Genomic DNA, 13,061 nt, shown 5'->3' on the forward strand with positions numbered 1-13,061 from the left:
CCCATCCTCAAAGCTTTTCGCCGGGTCGCTCACACCCCATATTGCCTGCGATGGCAATTCAGATTCGCACCAACCTGGCCGAGCCCGACACCGGCGACACCTTTGTCCCGCACCGCCCGCAGCGGCCGCAAAAGGTCGAGGGCGGGCGACCGTTCAAGCTGGTCAGCGACTATGAACCCTCGGGCGACCAGCGTTTCGCGATCCCCGAACTGGTCCAGCAGGCGCTTGCCGGCGAGCGCGACCAGGTGCTGCTCGGCGTCACCGGCTCGGGCAAGACCTATACCGTCGCCAAGGTGATCGAGGAATTGCAGCGCCCCGCGCTGATCCTCGCGCCGAACAAGATCCTGGCGGCGCAGCTGTACGGCGAGTTCAAGAGCTTCTTTCCCGAGAACGCAGTCGAATATTTCGTCAGCTATTACGACTATTACCAGCCCGAGGCCTATGTGCCGCGGTCCGACACGTACATCGAGAAGGAAAGCTCGGTAAACGAAGCGATCGACCGGATGCGGCACAGCGCCACTCGGTCCTTGCTCGAGCGCGACGACGTGATCATCGTCGCGTCGGTATCGTGCCTGTACGGCATCGGCTCGGTCGAGACCTATTCGGCGATGATCTTCGACCTGAAGAAAGGCCAGGTCGCCGACCAGCGCGAAATCATCCGCAAGCTGGTCGCGCTCCAGTATAAGCGCAACGACGCCGCCTTCACCCGCGGCGCATTCCGCGTACGCGGCGACAGCCTGGAGATTTTCCCGTCGCATTATGAGGATACCGCCTGGCGGATCAGCTTCTTCGGCGACGATATCGAGGAGATTACCGAGTTCGACCCGCTGACCGGCAGCAAGGTCGCGAGCCTCGATTACATCCGCGTCTATGCGAACAGCCATTATGTGACGCCCGGCCCGACGCTGAAACAGGCGATGGAGGGCATCCGCCACGAGCTGACCGAGCGGCTCAAGGAGCTGGAGGCGGAGGGCAAGCTGCTCGAGCATCAGCGGCTGGAGCAGCGGACCAATTTCGACCTGGAGATGATCGCGGCGACGGGGAGTTGTGCCGGGATCGAGAATTACAGCCGCTTCCTCACCGGGCGGCTGCCCGGCGAACCGCCGCCCACCTTGTTCGAATATCTGCCCGAGAATGCGCTGCTGTTCGTCGACGAGAGCCACCAGACGATCGGCCAGATCAACGGCATGTCGCGCGGCGACCACAAGCGCAAGATCACGCTGGCCGAATATGGCTTCCGCCTGCCCTCGGCGATCGACAACCGCCCGTTGCGCTTCAACGAATGGGACGCGATGCGCCCCCAGACCACCTATGTCTCCGCGACGCCGGGCGGATGGGAAATGGAGCAGACCGGCGGGGTGTTCGTCGAGCAGGTGATCCGCCCCACCGGGCTGATCGACCCGCCGGTGGAGATCAAGCCGGTCGAGGAACAGGTGCAGGACCTGATCCAGGAATGCATGAAGACGACCGCGATGGGCTATCGCACGCTCGTCACCACGCTGACCAAGCGGATGGCCGAGGATCTGACCGAATATATGCACGAGGCGGGGGTGAAGTGCCGCTACATGCATTCGGATACCGAGACGCTGGAGCGGATCGAGCTGATCCGCGACCTGCGGCTGGGCGTGTATGACGTGCTGATCGGGATCAACCTGTTGCGCGAGGGGCTCGACATCCCCGAATGCGGGCTGGTGGCGATCCTCGACGCCGACAAGGAAGGGTTCCTGCGGTCGGAGACGTCGCTGATCCAGACGATCGGCCGCGCGGCGCGCAACGTCGAGGGGCGGGTGATCCTCTATGCCGATCGCGTGACCGGCAGCATGGAACGCGCGCTGGCAGAGACGAGCCGCCGCCGCGAGAAGCAGGAAGCGTATAACGCCGAGCACGGCATCACGCCGACGACCATCAAGCGCAATATCGGCGACATCATCGCGCATGTCGCGTCGAAGGACGGCGTGACGATCGAGATCGACGAGAACCGCCCGCACATGGTCGGCCATAATCTGCGCGCCTATATCGAATCGCTCGAGAAGAAGATGCGCGACGCCGCCGCGAACCTGGAGTTCGAGGAAGCCGGTCGCCTGCGCGACGAAATCCGCGCGCTGGAGGCGGAGGAGCTTGGGCTGCCGGCGGGCGAGCACAAGGCGCCGGTGATGGGGCGGAGCAATGAGGGCAAGCCGGGGACGCGCAAGGGGCGGTACGGGAAGCAGAGCAAGACGCGGATGGGCGGCCCGCGACGAAGCTGACGACGCCTGCCGTCGCAGAATTTAACCGCTGTGCGGTTATATCACCGGAAGTTCACGTAGAGACATGAACGATATGCCATGCTTGCAAGGGGCGCTTGCGTACCGGAGTAGCTATGGCGTCGATCACGGAATTCTGCGCGGAGCACCGCGAACTGGAGCGCCAGGCGCGGATGTTGCTCGACGTCGTTGCGCTCGAAATCCCCGATCCGGCGTCGGTCGCGGCATTGCGTTGGGGCTTTGCGCAGACGCTGCGCGATCATTGCGCGGGCGAGGATTATGCGATCTACGATGTCCTGCTCGCCTCCGGCGATGTCGCCGCGACGCGAACCGCCTGGGCGCAGCGCCAGGAGCATGGCGCGCTGAGCGCCGCATTCGCGACCTATATCGCGCAATGGTCGGTCGGGCGGATGGCAAGCGAGTGGCCGCTGTTTTGCGCAGAGACCCGCGCGATGCTCGCCCGGATGCTCGATCGGATCGAGAGCGAGGAAACGATCCTGTTTGCCGAGGCCGAACGCGTCTTCGCGCGTCGCAAAGCGGCCTGACCCGCCGCGCCCACATTCTCCCGCTGCATGGTTGAGCGGGGGGAGCGGTTCGCCCATAAGGCCGCGATGCGCCGCATCCTCTCCGTCACCGTCCTGCTCGCCCTTGCCGGCTGCGCCGCTGTTCCCGAGGCGACGCCGCCCGCGCAGCCGGTGCCGGTCCCGGTGCCAGCGCCGCCGCCACCGCCGCCCGCCCCCGTGCTTCCCGCCGATTGGCGCGACTGGCCGCTGACGCCGGGCGATTGGGCGTATCGCCGCGACGCGCGCGGGAGCATCGCGCTGTTCGGCATCGCGGGGCAGGACGCAGCGCTGACCCTGCGCTGCGACCGGCAGCGCGGCCGTATCTATGTGTCGCGGCTTGCGGCGGTGCCGGTGGCGACCAGCTTCACGCTTCGAACCAGCAGCATGATGCGGACATGGGCGATGACACCGGCGGGCGCCGCGTATCTCGCGATCGAACTGCCGGTGCGCGATCCCGCTCTGGACGCGATGGGCTATAGCCGAGGGCGTTTCGTGGTGGAGGGTGGGGGACAGCCGCCGCTGGTGGTGCCGGCCTGGCCCGAAATCCTGCGCGTTGCCGAGGATTGCCGCGGCTGATTCCCGCGCGTCGCGACCACCGTGCGGCGCAGCACAGACCTATGAGACTCGCACCATCTTTTGCGTAAAACAAGACTTGTTCTGCGACTCGCGTTGATTCAATAAGATGCTGTGCCGATGGGCACGTGCTCTTCAACTAGCGAAAGGAGGTGATCCGATGTCTCATGGTTCAGCAATGGGGTCGGTTCAGTTCGTTCGGGAGACGCGCCGCTAAGCGAGACGCGCGGACGGAAGCCCTCCGTCCGAGAGGCAAGCGGGAGGTATTCTCCTCCAGCCAACGCTTGCCGGCGTCCTGCCAAGCGGCCCGCATGGTTTCCCGTGCTGGAGCTTCCGGCCGCTGACCATGTCGGAGGTCGTCGGTCCCCTGGTGGGGACCGGCGGCCTCTTTCAGTTCTGGCGCCGATCGGGCGTCAGCCCTGTGCGATGGGCATGGGCGATGGCAGCCGTCCGACTTGCGGCGCCGCGATGAAATCCCCCTGCATCAGCGGCACGCCCAGCGACCGCAGCCGATCATATTCGCTGCGGGTCTCAACTCCCTCGGCGATCAGGCGAATGTTGTTGCGCTGGGTGATCTGCACCACCTTCTCCACCACCAGCCGCCGCGACCAGCTGCTGCACAGCCGATGCACCAGTTCCGGGGCGAGCTTGATCGTGTCGGGGGTGAAGTGCGAGAGCAGCGCGAGGCCGTTGTCGGCGGCGCCGAAATCGTCGAACGCCGCGATGAAGCCGCGGTTCTGATACGCCTTGACCAGCGCCGTCATCTTGACGCTTTCCAGGTCGTCGCGCTCGCTGAATTCGAACACCAGCCGGCGATTGGGAAACCCCAGCCGCCGCGTGATGCGCAGCATCCGTTCGGCATCGGCCTCCGGATCGCCGATATAGGCCGGCATCACCTTCACCGCGAGGCGCACGTCGCGGTCGAGGATGCCGGCGGCGATTGCCTGTTCGATCGCGGCGATCCGGCACCGCAGGTCGAACGTGGGCAGGATCTCCTCGGGCAGCGCGGCGGCGTAATCGGCGACGCATTGGCCATCCGCGCTGTTGAACACCGCCTCGAACGCCGTGATCCGGTTGGTATTGGTGTTGACCACCGGCTGAAACGCCATGGTCAGGGGGCGCGTGGACCAGATGGCCTTTGGCGCCGCCTCGACGACATTCTGCTCTGCGATCACCTATCCTGCTCCTGCTCCACCTCCCTGTTCCCATCATAGGCGGGTTGCGGCGCGAGCGGGCATTTTTGGTTACTTGGCGTCGATGGTGATATCCTTGCCGTTCCGCGAGGTGGAGGAAATCGGGCTGCCCTTCTGCACCGCGGCCACCACCTGATCCGGGCGGGGCAGGCCGTCAAAGCCGGGGTACACCAGCGTCCGATCCAGATCGTTGAGATAGATGGCGACAGGCGGCTGCTTGTCGTCGAGCGATATGCCGGGCGCGACGCTGATCGTCCGACCAGCATCGGCCAATGCCAGCACATAGCTGTCGGTGCCGCCGCTGCGATAGGTTGCGTAGATCGGGCCAGCCGCACCTTCGCGACACCATGATGTCGGTTCGGCGGCTGGGGCATCGGCGGCGGGGGGCTCCTTCGCCTTGCTGCTGACCATACCGGCAAGCACGCTGCCGATCAGTGCATCGGTCATATCCAGCTTCTTCGCCTTGGCACGCTTGGCAAAGGCGAGCGGGGGAAGGGCACAGGGCTGAATCGGGACCGCCGCAGGACTCTCCGCGACGCCATCGGGCCAGCCGATCGCGGCGATCACGGCGTCGAGCCGGGTCTCCAGCGCATCCGGGGCAAGCGTTGCCGCGCTGATCCGGATCGCGATCAGTCATTCCCCCAACGGGATCATCGCCACCCCGGTGCTCCGGTACGGCGGCTTGCTGGGCACATAGACGCGGCGCAGCGCGCTTGCCGAACCGCCGGGGCTGCGCGCGAAGGCGCGGGGGGCGCTGGTCGGCGCAGGATCGCCGAAGGTGCCGCGCTGCTGGATCTGGGTTTCCGCCCGGTCGAACCACATCGGCGCGCTCTGCAGCGCGGGGCGGAAGATATAGAGGGTGAGGCTGATGTCGTCCGGGTCGCCATATTGCGCGGCGACGTCCAACTCCGCGTTGCTCGAATCGGTAAGGCGCGTGCGCGGCAGGCCGGTCAACGCTGCCCGCAATATCACCCCGGTCTCGGCATGTTTCCAGCCCGCGGTGGCGGGCACCTCCAGCACGCGCTGCGCCGTCGCGGGCATGGCCCAGAGGCTCGCAAGCGCGAGCAGTCCCGCCATGAATTTCGATGCTCGCATGCGCTGTTCCTCCCCCGCTTTCGAGCGAAGGCTAGGCGGGAAGCGTGCCGAGGCCAAGCGTGCAAACGAAAAGGGCCGGAGGATCGCTCCCCCGGCCCTGTTTCGCGTCCGATGGCGGCGATCAGGCCAGCGCGGCCTTGAGGTCGTCGACCAGATCGGTCTTTTCCCAGGGGAAGAAATCGCCCTCGGGGTCGCGGCCGAAATGGCCATAAGCGGCGGTGCGCTCATAGATCGGCTTGTTGAGGCCGAGATGCGTGCGGATGCCGCGCGGGGTCATGCCGCCGAGCTTCTCGATCGCGCCAATCGCCTGCTCGATCACGTCGTCGCCGACGGTGCCGGTGCCGTGGGTGTCGACATAGAGCGACAGCGGCTTGGCGACGCCGATCGCATAGGCGAGCTGGATCGTGCAGCGCTTGGCGAGGCCCGCCGCGACGATGTTCTTCGCCAGATAGCGGGTGATGTACGCCGCCGAGCGATCGACCTTGGTCGGGTCCTTGCCGCTGAACGCGCCGCCGCCATGGGGGCTGGCGCCGCCATAGGTGTCGACGATGATCTTGCGTCCGGTCAGGCCCGCGTCGCCATCGGGTCCGCCGATTTCGAAGCTGCCGGTCGGGTTGATGTGGTAGACGGTCTCGTCGCTGAGCAGCTCGGCCGGAAGAATGTCGGCAACGACCTTCTTCACATAGGCGTGGAGCTCGGCTTCCTTCTCGCCCTGGTCATAGCCCTTGCCATGCTGAGTCGAGACGACGATCGCGGTTGCAGCGGCGGGGATGCCGTTTTCGTAGCGCAGCGTGACCTGGCTCTTGGCATCGGGTTCCAGGAAGGGCGCGGCACCCGAATGGCGGTCGGCGGCCATGCGGTGCAGGATGCGGTGGCTGTAATAGAGCGTCGCCGGCATCAGATCGGGGGTTTCGTCGCATGCGAAGCCGAACATGATGCCCTGGTCGCCGGCGCCTTCGTCCTTGTTGCCGCCTGCGTCCACGCCCTGCGCGATGTGCGCCGACTGCGGGTGCAGGTTGTTGTGGAACTTGAGCGTCTCCCAGTGGAAGCCGTCCTGCTCATAGCCGATGCGCTTGACCGTCGCGCGGACCGTCGCCTCGACTTCCTCGGGCACGCCGGGCGCCCAGTTGCCGGCTTCGTCCATGATGCCCTTGCCGCGGATTTCACCCGCGAGCACGACCAGCTGGGTGGTGGTCAGCGTTTCGCACGCGATGCGCGCTTCGGGGTCCTTGGAGAGGAACAGATCGACGATCGCGTCGGAAATCTGGTCCGAGACCTTGTCGGGATGGCCTTCGGAGACCGATTCGGACGTGAAGAGATAATTGGAACGCATGGTTTTCCTCTAGCCATTGGGGAGGAAAGCTGGCCGTTGCCATGCCATATAAAGCTTTCCTTATATTGTGCTCTAGCGACCCCAGCGCCGAAACGCAAACGCCATTGCCAGCAGCAGCATCGCGACGGCTCCGGCCAGGACATTGCCGAACCGCGCGAACAGCGTGGGCGGCAGCGGGCGGGGCAGCGCAAGTTCGATCGCGCCTTCCTGCCCCAGCGGGATCGTCTCTAGCAGGCGGCCATGCGCGTCGATCACCGCGGAAATCCCCGTAGGCGTGGCGCGCAGGATCGGCAGGCCTTCCTCGATCGCGCGCAGCCGCGCCTGCGCGAGATGCTCAGGGGGGCCCCAGCGTCCGAACCAGGCGTCGTTCGAGGGATTGAACAGGAAGGCGGGGCGATGCGCGCGGTCGACCACCTGTCCGGAGAAGATGATCTCGTAGCAGACCTGGATGCCCGCGGTGCCGAACTCCTGGACCGGAAGCCCGCGCGGGCCGGGGCCGGGGAGGAAATCGACATCCCCCATCACCAGCCGCGCCAGCCCCAGCGGCGCGAGCAGCGTCCGCATCGGCAGATATTCACCGTAAGGCACCAGATGCGCCTTGTCATAGCGCGCGCCGAGCATCCCGGCGGGATTGAGCGTCCACACCGAATTGCCGGCGCCGCTCACCTGCCCCTGTGCATCGAAGAACAACGCCGTTCCGCCGATCAGCGCAGTGTCGCGCGGCCCCAGAACGGCGGCGATCCGGGCGCGGACCCAGCGGGGATCGGCGCCGCGATAGAATCGCGGATCGGGATAGCCGTCTTCGATGTAATAATTCACCATCCCCTCCGGCCACACGATCAGCCGGGGCGCCGCACCGGGCTTACCGCTCCATTCGAGCAGCTTGGCGAGGACGCGCTCGTCATAATCGGGCCTGCCGACATTCTCCTGCCCGATATTGGGCTGGACGACGCGGACGCGGGGGGCCGTTGCTTCGGGCGCGGCGGGGGTCTGCGGGAAATCCAGCGTCGCCAGCCCGGCGATCGCCAGCACGGGCGCGCCGATCAGCAGCGGCAGATACTGGCGCCGCGCCGCGAGGAAGAGCAGCCCGGCGGCCAGCAGTGCGACTCCCGACAGCGCATAGGTGCCGATCCACGCTGCGATCCCGCCTATGAAGGTCGGCACCCAGATCACACCGAGCGGGTTCCACGGATATCCGGTGAACAACGTGCCGCGCAGCCATTCGCTGACGATCCACGCCGCCGCTGCGGCGAGCACGAAGCCGAAATCGGGCTCCACCCATCCCGAGCGATGCCGCACGCTGCGCGCGAACCGCCACGCCAGCCCCATCGCCAATGCTGGATAGATCGCCAGATACAGCGCCACCAGAATGACCGCGAAATATCCGAGCACCGGCGGCATCTTGTCCTGATAATCGAAGGCGTGCTGGATCCAGTTGTTGCCGACAGTGAAATGCCCCACCCCGAACACCCAGCCGCGCAGCAGTGCCGAGCGGAGCGTGGGTGCCTCATGGGTGATCCACAGCAGCGCGGCGAAGCACAGCAGGGCGACCAGCCACCAGTCGAGCGGGGCGAATCCCGTCGCCGACAGGAGACCGGCGGCGAGCGCGACGAGCATGGGACGGTGCGACATGGGGCCTGCCCCTAACAAACTCTCCCCATGCTGGGGAGGATTTGTTAGGGCCCGGGCATGACGCTGCGCCCCTTCCACCTCGCCTTTCCGGTCCATGACCTCGCCGCCGCGCGCGGCTTTTATGGCGGGGTGCTGGGCTGTGCCGAGGGGCGCTCGTCGGAGCGCTGGATCGATTTCGATTTTTTCGGGCACCAGATCGTCGCCCATCTCGATGCGGGCGCCAGGGCGGTGGCGGTTTCCAACCCGGTCGACGGGCATGACGTGCCGGTGCCGCATTTCGGCGTGGTGCTGACCATGGCCGACTGGGAAGCGCTGGCTGCGCGAGTCGAGGCGGCAGGCGTGCCGTTCGGGATCGCGCCGCATGTCCGGTTCAAGGGGCAGGTCGGCGAGCAGGCGACGATGTTCTTTTGCGATCCCAGTGGCAACGCACTGGAGTTCAAGGCGTTTGGAGACGATGCAATGTTGTTCGCCCGATAATGGCTGATCCGATCACCCTCGACATCCCGCACAAGCTGGGGCGCGACGCGGTACGCGCCCGGCTGGCCGGCGGAGTCGGCAAGCTCGCCGACCTGTTCCCCGGCGGCGGGCATGTCGAGCAGGCCTGGGACGGCGACGTCCTCCATTTCAGCGTCAGCGCGATGGGGCAGAAGGTGGCGAGCCGGCTCGAAGTGTATGACGACCGCGTCCATGCGGTCGTGGATCTGCCGCCGATGCTCGCGCTGTTCGCGGCGAAGATCCGCGAGAAACTGGCCGAGAAGGGGCCTAAGTTGCTGGAGTAGGGGTGGTTACGGTCCCTCTCCCAGCGGGAGAGGGAAGGAGCCGCCAACGGCGGCGGGAGGGTGAGGGCGATGCGCTCTACCCTGTCACCCTCACCCTTCCGCCGATTGCATCGGCTCCCTCCCTCTCCGAGCGGGAGAGGGAAAGAGGCTACTTCGCCGCGCTTACCCGCCAGATGCGGTTGCCGACATCGTCGGCGACCAGCAGCGCGCCCGTCGCGTCGGTGATGACCCCAACCGGGCGCCCGCGCGTCGTCTTGCCGTCCGTGGCGAGGAAGCCGGTGAGCAGGTCGACCGGCTTCGCGCCCTTGGCGGGGAAGCCATTGTCGCCAAAGGGAATATAGACGACCTTATATCCCGACAGCGGCTTGCGATTCCACGATCCGTGGAGCCCGACAAACGCGCCATTGGCGAAAGTGCCACCCAGCTTCGCGTCGGTCGCGAAGGTCAGGCCCAGTGGTGCGGTGTGGGCGCCCAGTGCGAAATCGGGGCGCTTGGTATATTCGCGCAGGTCGGGGCGTTCGGGGGTGACGCGCTTGTCGACATAGCCGCCCCAATAATTCCACGGCCACCCGTAAAAGGCGCCGAAATCGACCTGGGTCAGGTAATCGGGGGGCATGTCCGACCCCAGCATGTCGCGCTCGTTGACGACGGTCCAGAGCTGGCCCGAATGCGGCTCGAACGCCATGCCGTTGGGATTGCGCAGCCCCCAGGCATAGACGCGGGCGGATTTGCTGTCGGGGAAGACCTGGAGGATCAGCGCACGGCCTCGCGCGCTGGGGGTGCCGTCGACATAGAGCTGCCCCTCGGCCTCCAGCCCGTTTTCGGCGATGTTCGACGCCGATCCGACGCTGACATACAGACTCTTGCCGTCGGGCGCGGCGACGACGTTGCGCGCCCAGTGATTGCCGCCGCCCATCAGGTCGATGATCTTCTCGGGCTTGGCGGTGATCTGCGTCTGGCCGGGCGTGAACGGATAGCGCACCAGCGCATCGGTGTTGGCGACATAGAGCCAATTCCCGACCAGCGCCATGCCGGTGGGCGAGTTGAGCCCGGTCAGCAGCGCCGAGCGCTGGTCCGCCACGCCGTCGCCATTGGTGTCGCGCAGCAGCGTGATGCGGTTGGGCGAAGGCACGTCGGCGCCCGCCTGGCCGAGCAGCAGCCCCATGATCCAGCCGGTGATCCCGCCGCCCTCACGCGGCGGCGAATTGGTCTCGGCGACCAGCACGTCGCCATTGGGCAGCCGGTACAGCCAGCGCGGATGATCGAGCTTGTCGGCAAAGGCCGCGACCTGGAGCCCCGCGGCGGGCGTCGGCTTGGCGCCCTCGGCCCAGCCGACCGGCTTGGCGATGCCGATGGTCGGTATGTCCTGCGGCCGCGCGGTGCCAAGCTGGGGGATGCGCCCTGTGACCGCCTGTTCGCTAAGCTGCGCCTCGTCCGGCTGGCCGTACCAGAAGAACAGCCCCGCCGCCGCGACGGCGAGGATGCCCAGCACGATCAGGATACGCTTGAGCATCGTCTATTCCTCGGATTCGGTGCGCGGCGCGGGCGGGTGGAGGCGCAGGCGCGTGACCTTGCGCGAATCGCCCTCGACCACTTCCAACGTCCAGCCGCTGGGATGGTGCAGGCATTCGCCCGGGGCGGGGACATGCCCCGCGAGCACGAAGGCGAGCCCGCCCAGAGTATCGATGTCTTCCTCGACCTCGGCGAGGCGAGGATCGATGATCTCGGCCACGTCCTCCAGCTCGGCACGGGCATCTGCTTCCCAGCCGCCGCCCTCGATCGGCACCAGCAGCGCGGTCGGCGCGTCGTCATGCTCGTCCTCGATCTCGCCGACGATCTCCTCGATCAGATCCTCGATCGTGATCAGTCCTTCCGTCCCCGAATATTCGTCGAGCACGATGGCGAGATGCGTCCGTGACCCGCGCATCTGCGCCAGCAGGTCGAGCGCGCCCATCGATTGGGGAACATAGAGCGGCTGGCGGATCAGGTCGGCGATGCTCGGCGGGTGCGGGGCACCGGCGGCGAGGATCGCGAACACGTCCTTGATATGGACCATGCCGATGATCGTATCGAGTTCCTCGCGATACACCGGCAGGCGGCTATGCCCGGCCTCGGCGAACAGCGCGACGAGATCGGCGAAGCTGGTCGCTTCGTCCACCGCGACGATGTCCGCGCGGGGCACCCCGACATCGCCTGCGTCGCGCTCGCCGAAATGGAGGAGGTTGCGCAGCATCTGGCGCTCGATCGGGGCGAGGTCGCCCGCCGGCGCCTTGCCGCCATCCTCCTCATGCTCGTCGATCGCGTCTTCGAGCCGGTGGCGCAGCGTGTCGCCATGGTCGTCGCCGAACAGGAGCGTGCGGATTCCCCGCCATATGCCGCCGCTGTCGTTACTAGAGTCGCCACCTGTGGCGGTGCTACTGGGGCCGTCGGCCATGGTCGTGTTCAGTCCTCGCGCACGGGGTACGGATCATGCAGGCCAAGCTGGTCGAGCGCGGCGCGCTCCATGTCTTCCATCGCCTCGGCCTCGGCGTCCCCCATATGGTCATAGCCTAGCAGATGCAGCATGCCGTGGACAATCAGGTGCGTGGCATGATCCTGCACAGAAACCTCACGCTCCACCGCCTCGCCCGCACAGACGCCGTGCGCAAGAACGATGTCGCCGAGCAATACTTCGCCGTCGTCGCTGTTCTGCGTCACGCTTTCCAGCAGATCGGGCTGGATCATCGGGAAGGACAGGACGTTGGTCGGCTTGTCCTTGTCGCGATATTGCCGGTTGAGTGCCTGGACCTCGTCATCCGAGGTCAGCCGTACCGCGACTTCGATCGCGGTCGGCCAGCCGAGCCATTCGGCATAGGGGGTCTGGCGGATCGCGGTTTCGACGGCACGCGCGGCGAGCGCGTCCCAATCGAGTTCGGGCCAATCGGCTTCGCGAAGCGCGGCGACGTCAAGCATCAGGCAAGGTCCGTGTGAGAGAAGTCGTCGCCCTTGTAGAGCAGGCGGGCGCCATGGGTCTTGGCGCAGGCATAGGCGAAGCAATCCCCCATGTTGAGACGGGCAGGATGGCCGGAGCGCTTGCCGTAGCGGAACCAAGACTCAAGGGCCAACCTGCATTCCCCCATACCGATGGGAACGAGATCGAAGCGATTGGACTCTGCGAAATCGGAGACTATCATTTCGGCGTGTTGGGTCGAGGTACGAAGCCGCCGGGCCAGGGCAACGGCGCTTTCCCAATGGCAAATCGGAGACCAGAGGCGCCTGGGATACTCGTCCAGGACATCAGCCAATTTTTGCCAATCCTCTTCTAAACCCAAAATTGCGACGATCGCTGACGCATCAACGAACCAGGTCACAGGTCGTCCGAGAGCGAATCAAAAAAAGCCTTGTCAGCTGGCGGCCCAAGCGTTGGCGGCAGCGGATGCCGTTCCCAGAAATCAATCATGCGTTCGCGCAAGGGGCGGCGATCCTCGACGGGCGGCGGCGCGGCGCGACGCTCCAGTTCGTGGCGCAGCGCCAGCTTGACCGCAGCAGTCTTGGTGAGCCCACGCTCTGCTGCGAGCCGCTCCGCGAGCGCGTTGGCTTCCTGATCCTTGATATACAGCGATGCCATGCCGCGTCTCCGATGGGATATCCCGAACATAGGCCGGGATATC

General features: G+C 66.2%; 15 protein-coding genes. 5 read left to right on the plus strand and 10 right to left on the minus strand.

The genetic code is table 11. The features are described 5' to 3' along the window. Positions 1–50: 50 nt before the first annotated feature. From uvrB to TS85_RS23360, 3 genes are all read left to right on the plus strand, one after another. Positions 51–2,246 carry an excinuclease ABC subunit UvrB gene (gene uvrB, locus TS85_RS23350; protein ID WP_044335471.1) on the plus strand — a complete coding sequence of 732 codons (2,196 nt, stop codon included), beginning with the start codon at positions 51–53 and terminating at the stop codon, positions 2,244–2,246. 113 nt (positions 2,247–2,359) lie between these two features. Continuing rightward, entirely contained in the window at positions 2,360–2,788 is a 429-nt protein-coding gene (locus TS85_RS23355) for a hemerythrin domain-containing protein (protein ID WP_052508078.1), read from the plus strand. 27 nt (positions 2,789–2,815) lie between these two features. Continuing rightward, the gene (locus TS85_RS23360; RefSeq protein ID WP_227698597.1) at positions 2,816–3,382 is read left to right on the plus strand and encodes a hypothetical protein; all 567 of its coding nucleotides are present in this window, start codon (positions 2,816–2,818) and stop codon (positions 3,380–3,382) included. A 410-nt stretch (positions 3,383–3,792) separates the two neighbouring features. On the opposite strand, the gene TS85_RS23365 is transcribed toward TS85_RS23360, so the two are convergent. From TS85_RS23365 to lnt, 5 genes are all read right to left on the minus strand, one after another. Then, positions 3,793–4,554, minus strand: a complete 762-nt coding sequence (locus TS85_RS23365) for an EAL domain-containing protein (RefSeq protein WP_227698598.1) — start codon at positions 4,552–4,554, stop codon at positions 3,793–3,795. 69 nt (positions 4,555–4,623) lie between these two features. Then, positions 4,624–5,139, minus strand: coding sequence for a hypothetical protein (locus TS85_RS23370; protein ID WP_044335473.1), 516 nt, complete (start codon positions 5,137–5,139; stop codon positions 4,624–4,626). Positions 5,140–5,205: 66 nt separating this feature from the next. Then, the gene (locus TS85_RS23375) at positions 5,206–5,667 is read right to left on the minus strand and encodes a hypothetical protein (protein ID WP_155006542.1); all 462 of its coding nucleotides are present in this window, start codon (positions 5,665–5,667) and stop codon (positions 5,206–5,208) included. A gap of 121 nt (positions 5,668–5,788) precedes the next feature. Further along, complete coding sequence (metK, locus tag TS85_RS23380; protein ID WP_044335476.1) at positions 5,789–7,000, minus strand: methionine adenosyltransferase; 1,212 nt, start codon at positions 6,998–7,000, stop codon at positions 5,789–5,791. A 72-nt stretch (positions 7,001–7,072) separates the two neighbouring features. Beyond that, positions 7,073–8,632, minus strand: coding sequence for an apolipoprotein N-acyltransferase (lnt, locus tag TS85_RS23385; protein ID WP_044335478.1), 1,560 nt, complete (start codon positions 8,630–8,632; stop codon positions 7,073–7,075). A 57-nt stretch (positions 8,633–8,689) separates the two neighbouring features. On the opposite strand from lnt, the gene TS85_RS23390 reads away from it, so the two are divergent. Together TS85_RS23390 and TS85_RS23395 are read left to right on the plus strand one after the other, a co-directional pair. Continuing rightward, a complete protein-coding gene (locus tag TS85_RS23390; RefSeq protein ID WP_044335480.1) occupies positions 8,690–9,109 on the plus strand; it encodes a VOC family protein in 420 nt (139 codons plus the stop codon). Beyond that, entirely contained in the window at positions 9,109–9,411 is a 303-nt protein-coding gene (locus TS85_RS23395) for a polyhydroxyalkanoic acid system family protein (RefSeq protein ID WP_044335481.1), read from the plus strand. Before TS85_RS23390 ends, TS85_RS23395 begins: the two co-directional genes overlap by 1 nt. A gap of 148 nt (positions 9,412–9,559) precedes the next feature. Here the strand turns inward: TS85_RS23395 and TS85_RS23400 are convergent, their stop codons facing one another. From TS85_RS23400 to TS85_RS23420, 5 genes are read right to left on the minus strand one after another with little or no spacing between them, the layout of a single operon-like run. After that, positions 9,560–10,924, minus strand: a complete 1,365-nt coding sequence (locus TS85_RS23400; protein ID WP_044335482.1) for a PQQ-dependent sugar dehydrogenase — start codon at positions 10,922–10,924, stop codon at positions 9,560–9,562. Positions 10,925–10,927: 3 nt separating this feature from the next. Then, positions 10,928–11,845 carry a hemolysin family protein gene (locus TS85_RS23405; RefSeq protein WP_044335484.1) on the minus strand — a complete coding sequence of 306 codons (918 nt, stop codon included), beginning with the start codon at positions 11,843–11,845 and terminating at the stop codon, positions 10,928–10,930. A gap of 8 nt (positions 11,846–11,853) precedes the next feature. Then, positions 11,854–12,363 (minus strand): rRNA maturation RNase YbeY, encoded by a 510-nt coding sequence (ybeY, locus tag TS85_RS23410; RefSeq protein ID WP_044335486.1) that lies wholly within the window; start codon positions 12,361–12,363, stop codon positions 11,854–11,856. Further along, positions 12,363–12,761 carry a type II toxin-antitoxin system VapC family toxin gene (locus TS85_RS23415; RefSeq protein WP_044335488.1) on the minus strand — a complete coding sequence of 133 codons (399 nt, stop codon included), beginning with the start codon at positions 12,759–12,761 and terminating at the stop codon, positions 12,363–12,365. The genes ybeY and TS85_RS23415 overlap by 1 nt, the downstream gene beginning before the upstream one ends. Beyond that, positions 12,758–13,018, minus strand: a complete 261-nt coding sequence (locus TS85_RS23420) for a type II toxin-antitoxin system VapB family antitoxin (protein ID WP_044335490.1) — start codon at positions 13,016–13,018, stop codon at positions 12,758–12,760. Before TS85_RS23420 ends, TS85_RS23415 begins: the two co-directional genes overlap by 4 nt. Positions 13,019–13,061: the final 43 nt, after the last annotated feature.

The organism is Sphingomonas hengshuiensis (assembly GCF_000935025.1).
GTDB classification, from domain to species: domain Bacteria; phylum Pseudomonadota; class Alphaproteobacteria; order Sphingomonadales; family Sphingomonadaceae; genus Sphingomonas; species Sphingomonas hengshuiensis.

Coding starts and splice junctions, on each gene's coding strand:
- uvrB (WP_044335471.1), top strand. CDS start 51: ATGGCAATTCAGATTCGCACCAACCTGGCCGAGCCCGACACCGGCGAC.
- TS85_RS23355 (WP_052508078.1), top strand. CDS start 2,360: ATGGCGTCGATCACGGAATTCTGCGCGGAGCACCGCGAACTGGAGCGC.
- TS85_RS23360 (WP_227698597.1), top strand. CDS start 2,816: ATGGTTGAGCGGGGGGAGCGGTTCGCCCATAAGGCCGCGATGCGCCGC.
- TS85_RS23375 (WP_155006542.1), bottom strand. CDS start 5,667: ATGCGAGCATCGAAATTCATGGCGGGACTGCTCGCGCTTGCGAGCCTC.
- metK (WP_044335476.1), bottom strand. CDS start 7,000: ATGCGTTCCAATTATCTCTTCACGTCCGAATCGGTCTCCGAAGGCCAT.
- lnt (WP_044335478.1), bottom strand. CDS start 8,632: ATGTCGCACCGTCCCATGCTCGTCGCGCTCGCCGCCGGTCTCCTGTCG.
- TS85_RS23390 (WP_044335480.1), top strand. CDS start 8,690: ATGACGCTGCGCCCCTTCCACCTCGCCTTTCCGGTCCATGACCTCGCC.
- TS85_RS23395 (WP_044335481.1), top strand. CDS start 9,109: ATGGCTGATCCGATCACCCTCGACATCCCGCACAAGCTGGGGCGCGAC.
- TS85_RS23400 (WP_044335482.1), bottom strand. CDS start 10,924: ATGCTCAAGCGTATCCTGATCGTGCTGGGCATCCTCGCCGTCGCGGCG.
- TS85_RS23405 (WP_044335484.1), bottom strand. CDS start 11,845: ATGGCCGACGGCCCCAGTAGCACCGCCACAGGTGGCGACTCTAGTAAC.
- ybeY (WP_044335486.1), bottom strand. CDS start 12,363: ATGCTTGACGTCGCCGCGCTTCGCGAAGCCGATTGGCCCGAACTCGAT.
- TS85_RS23420 (WP_044335490.1), bottom strand. CDS start 13,018: ATGGCATCGCTGTATATCAAGGATCAGGAAGCCAACGCGCTCGCGGAG.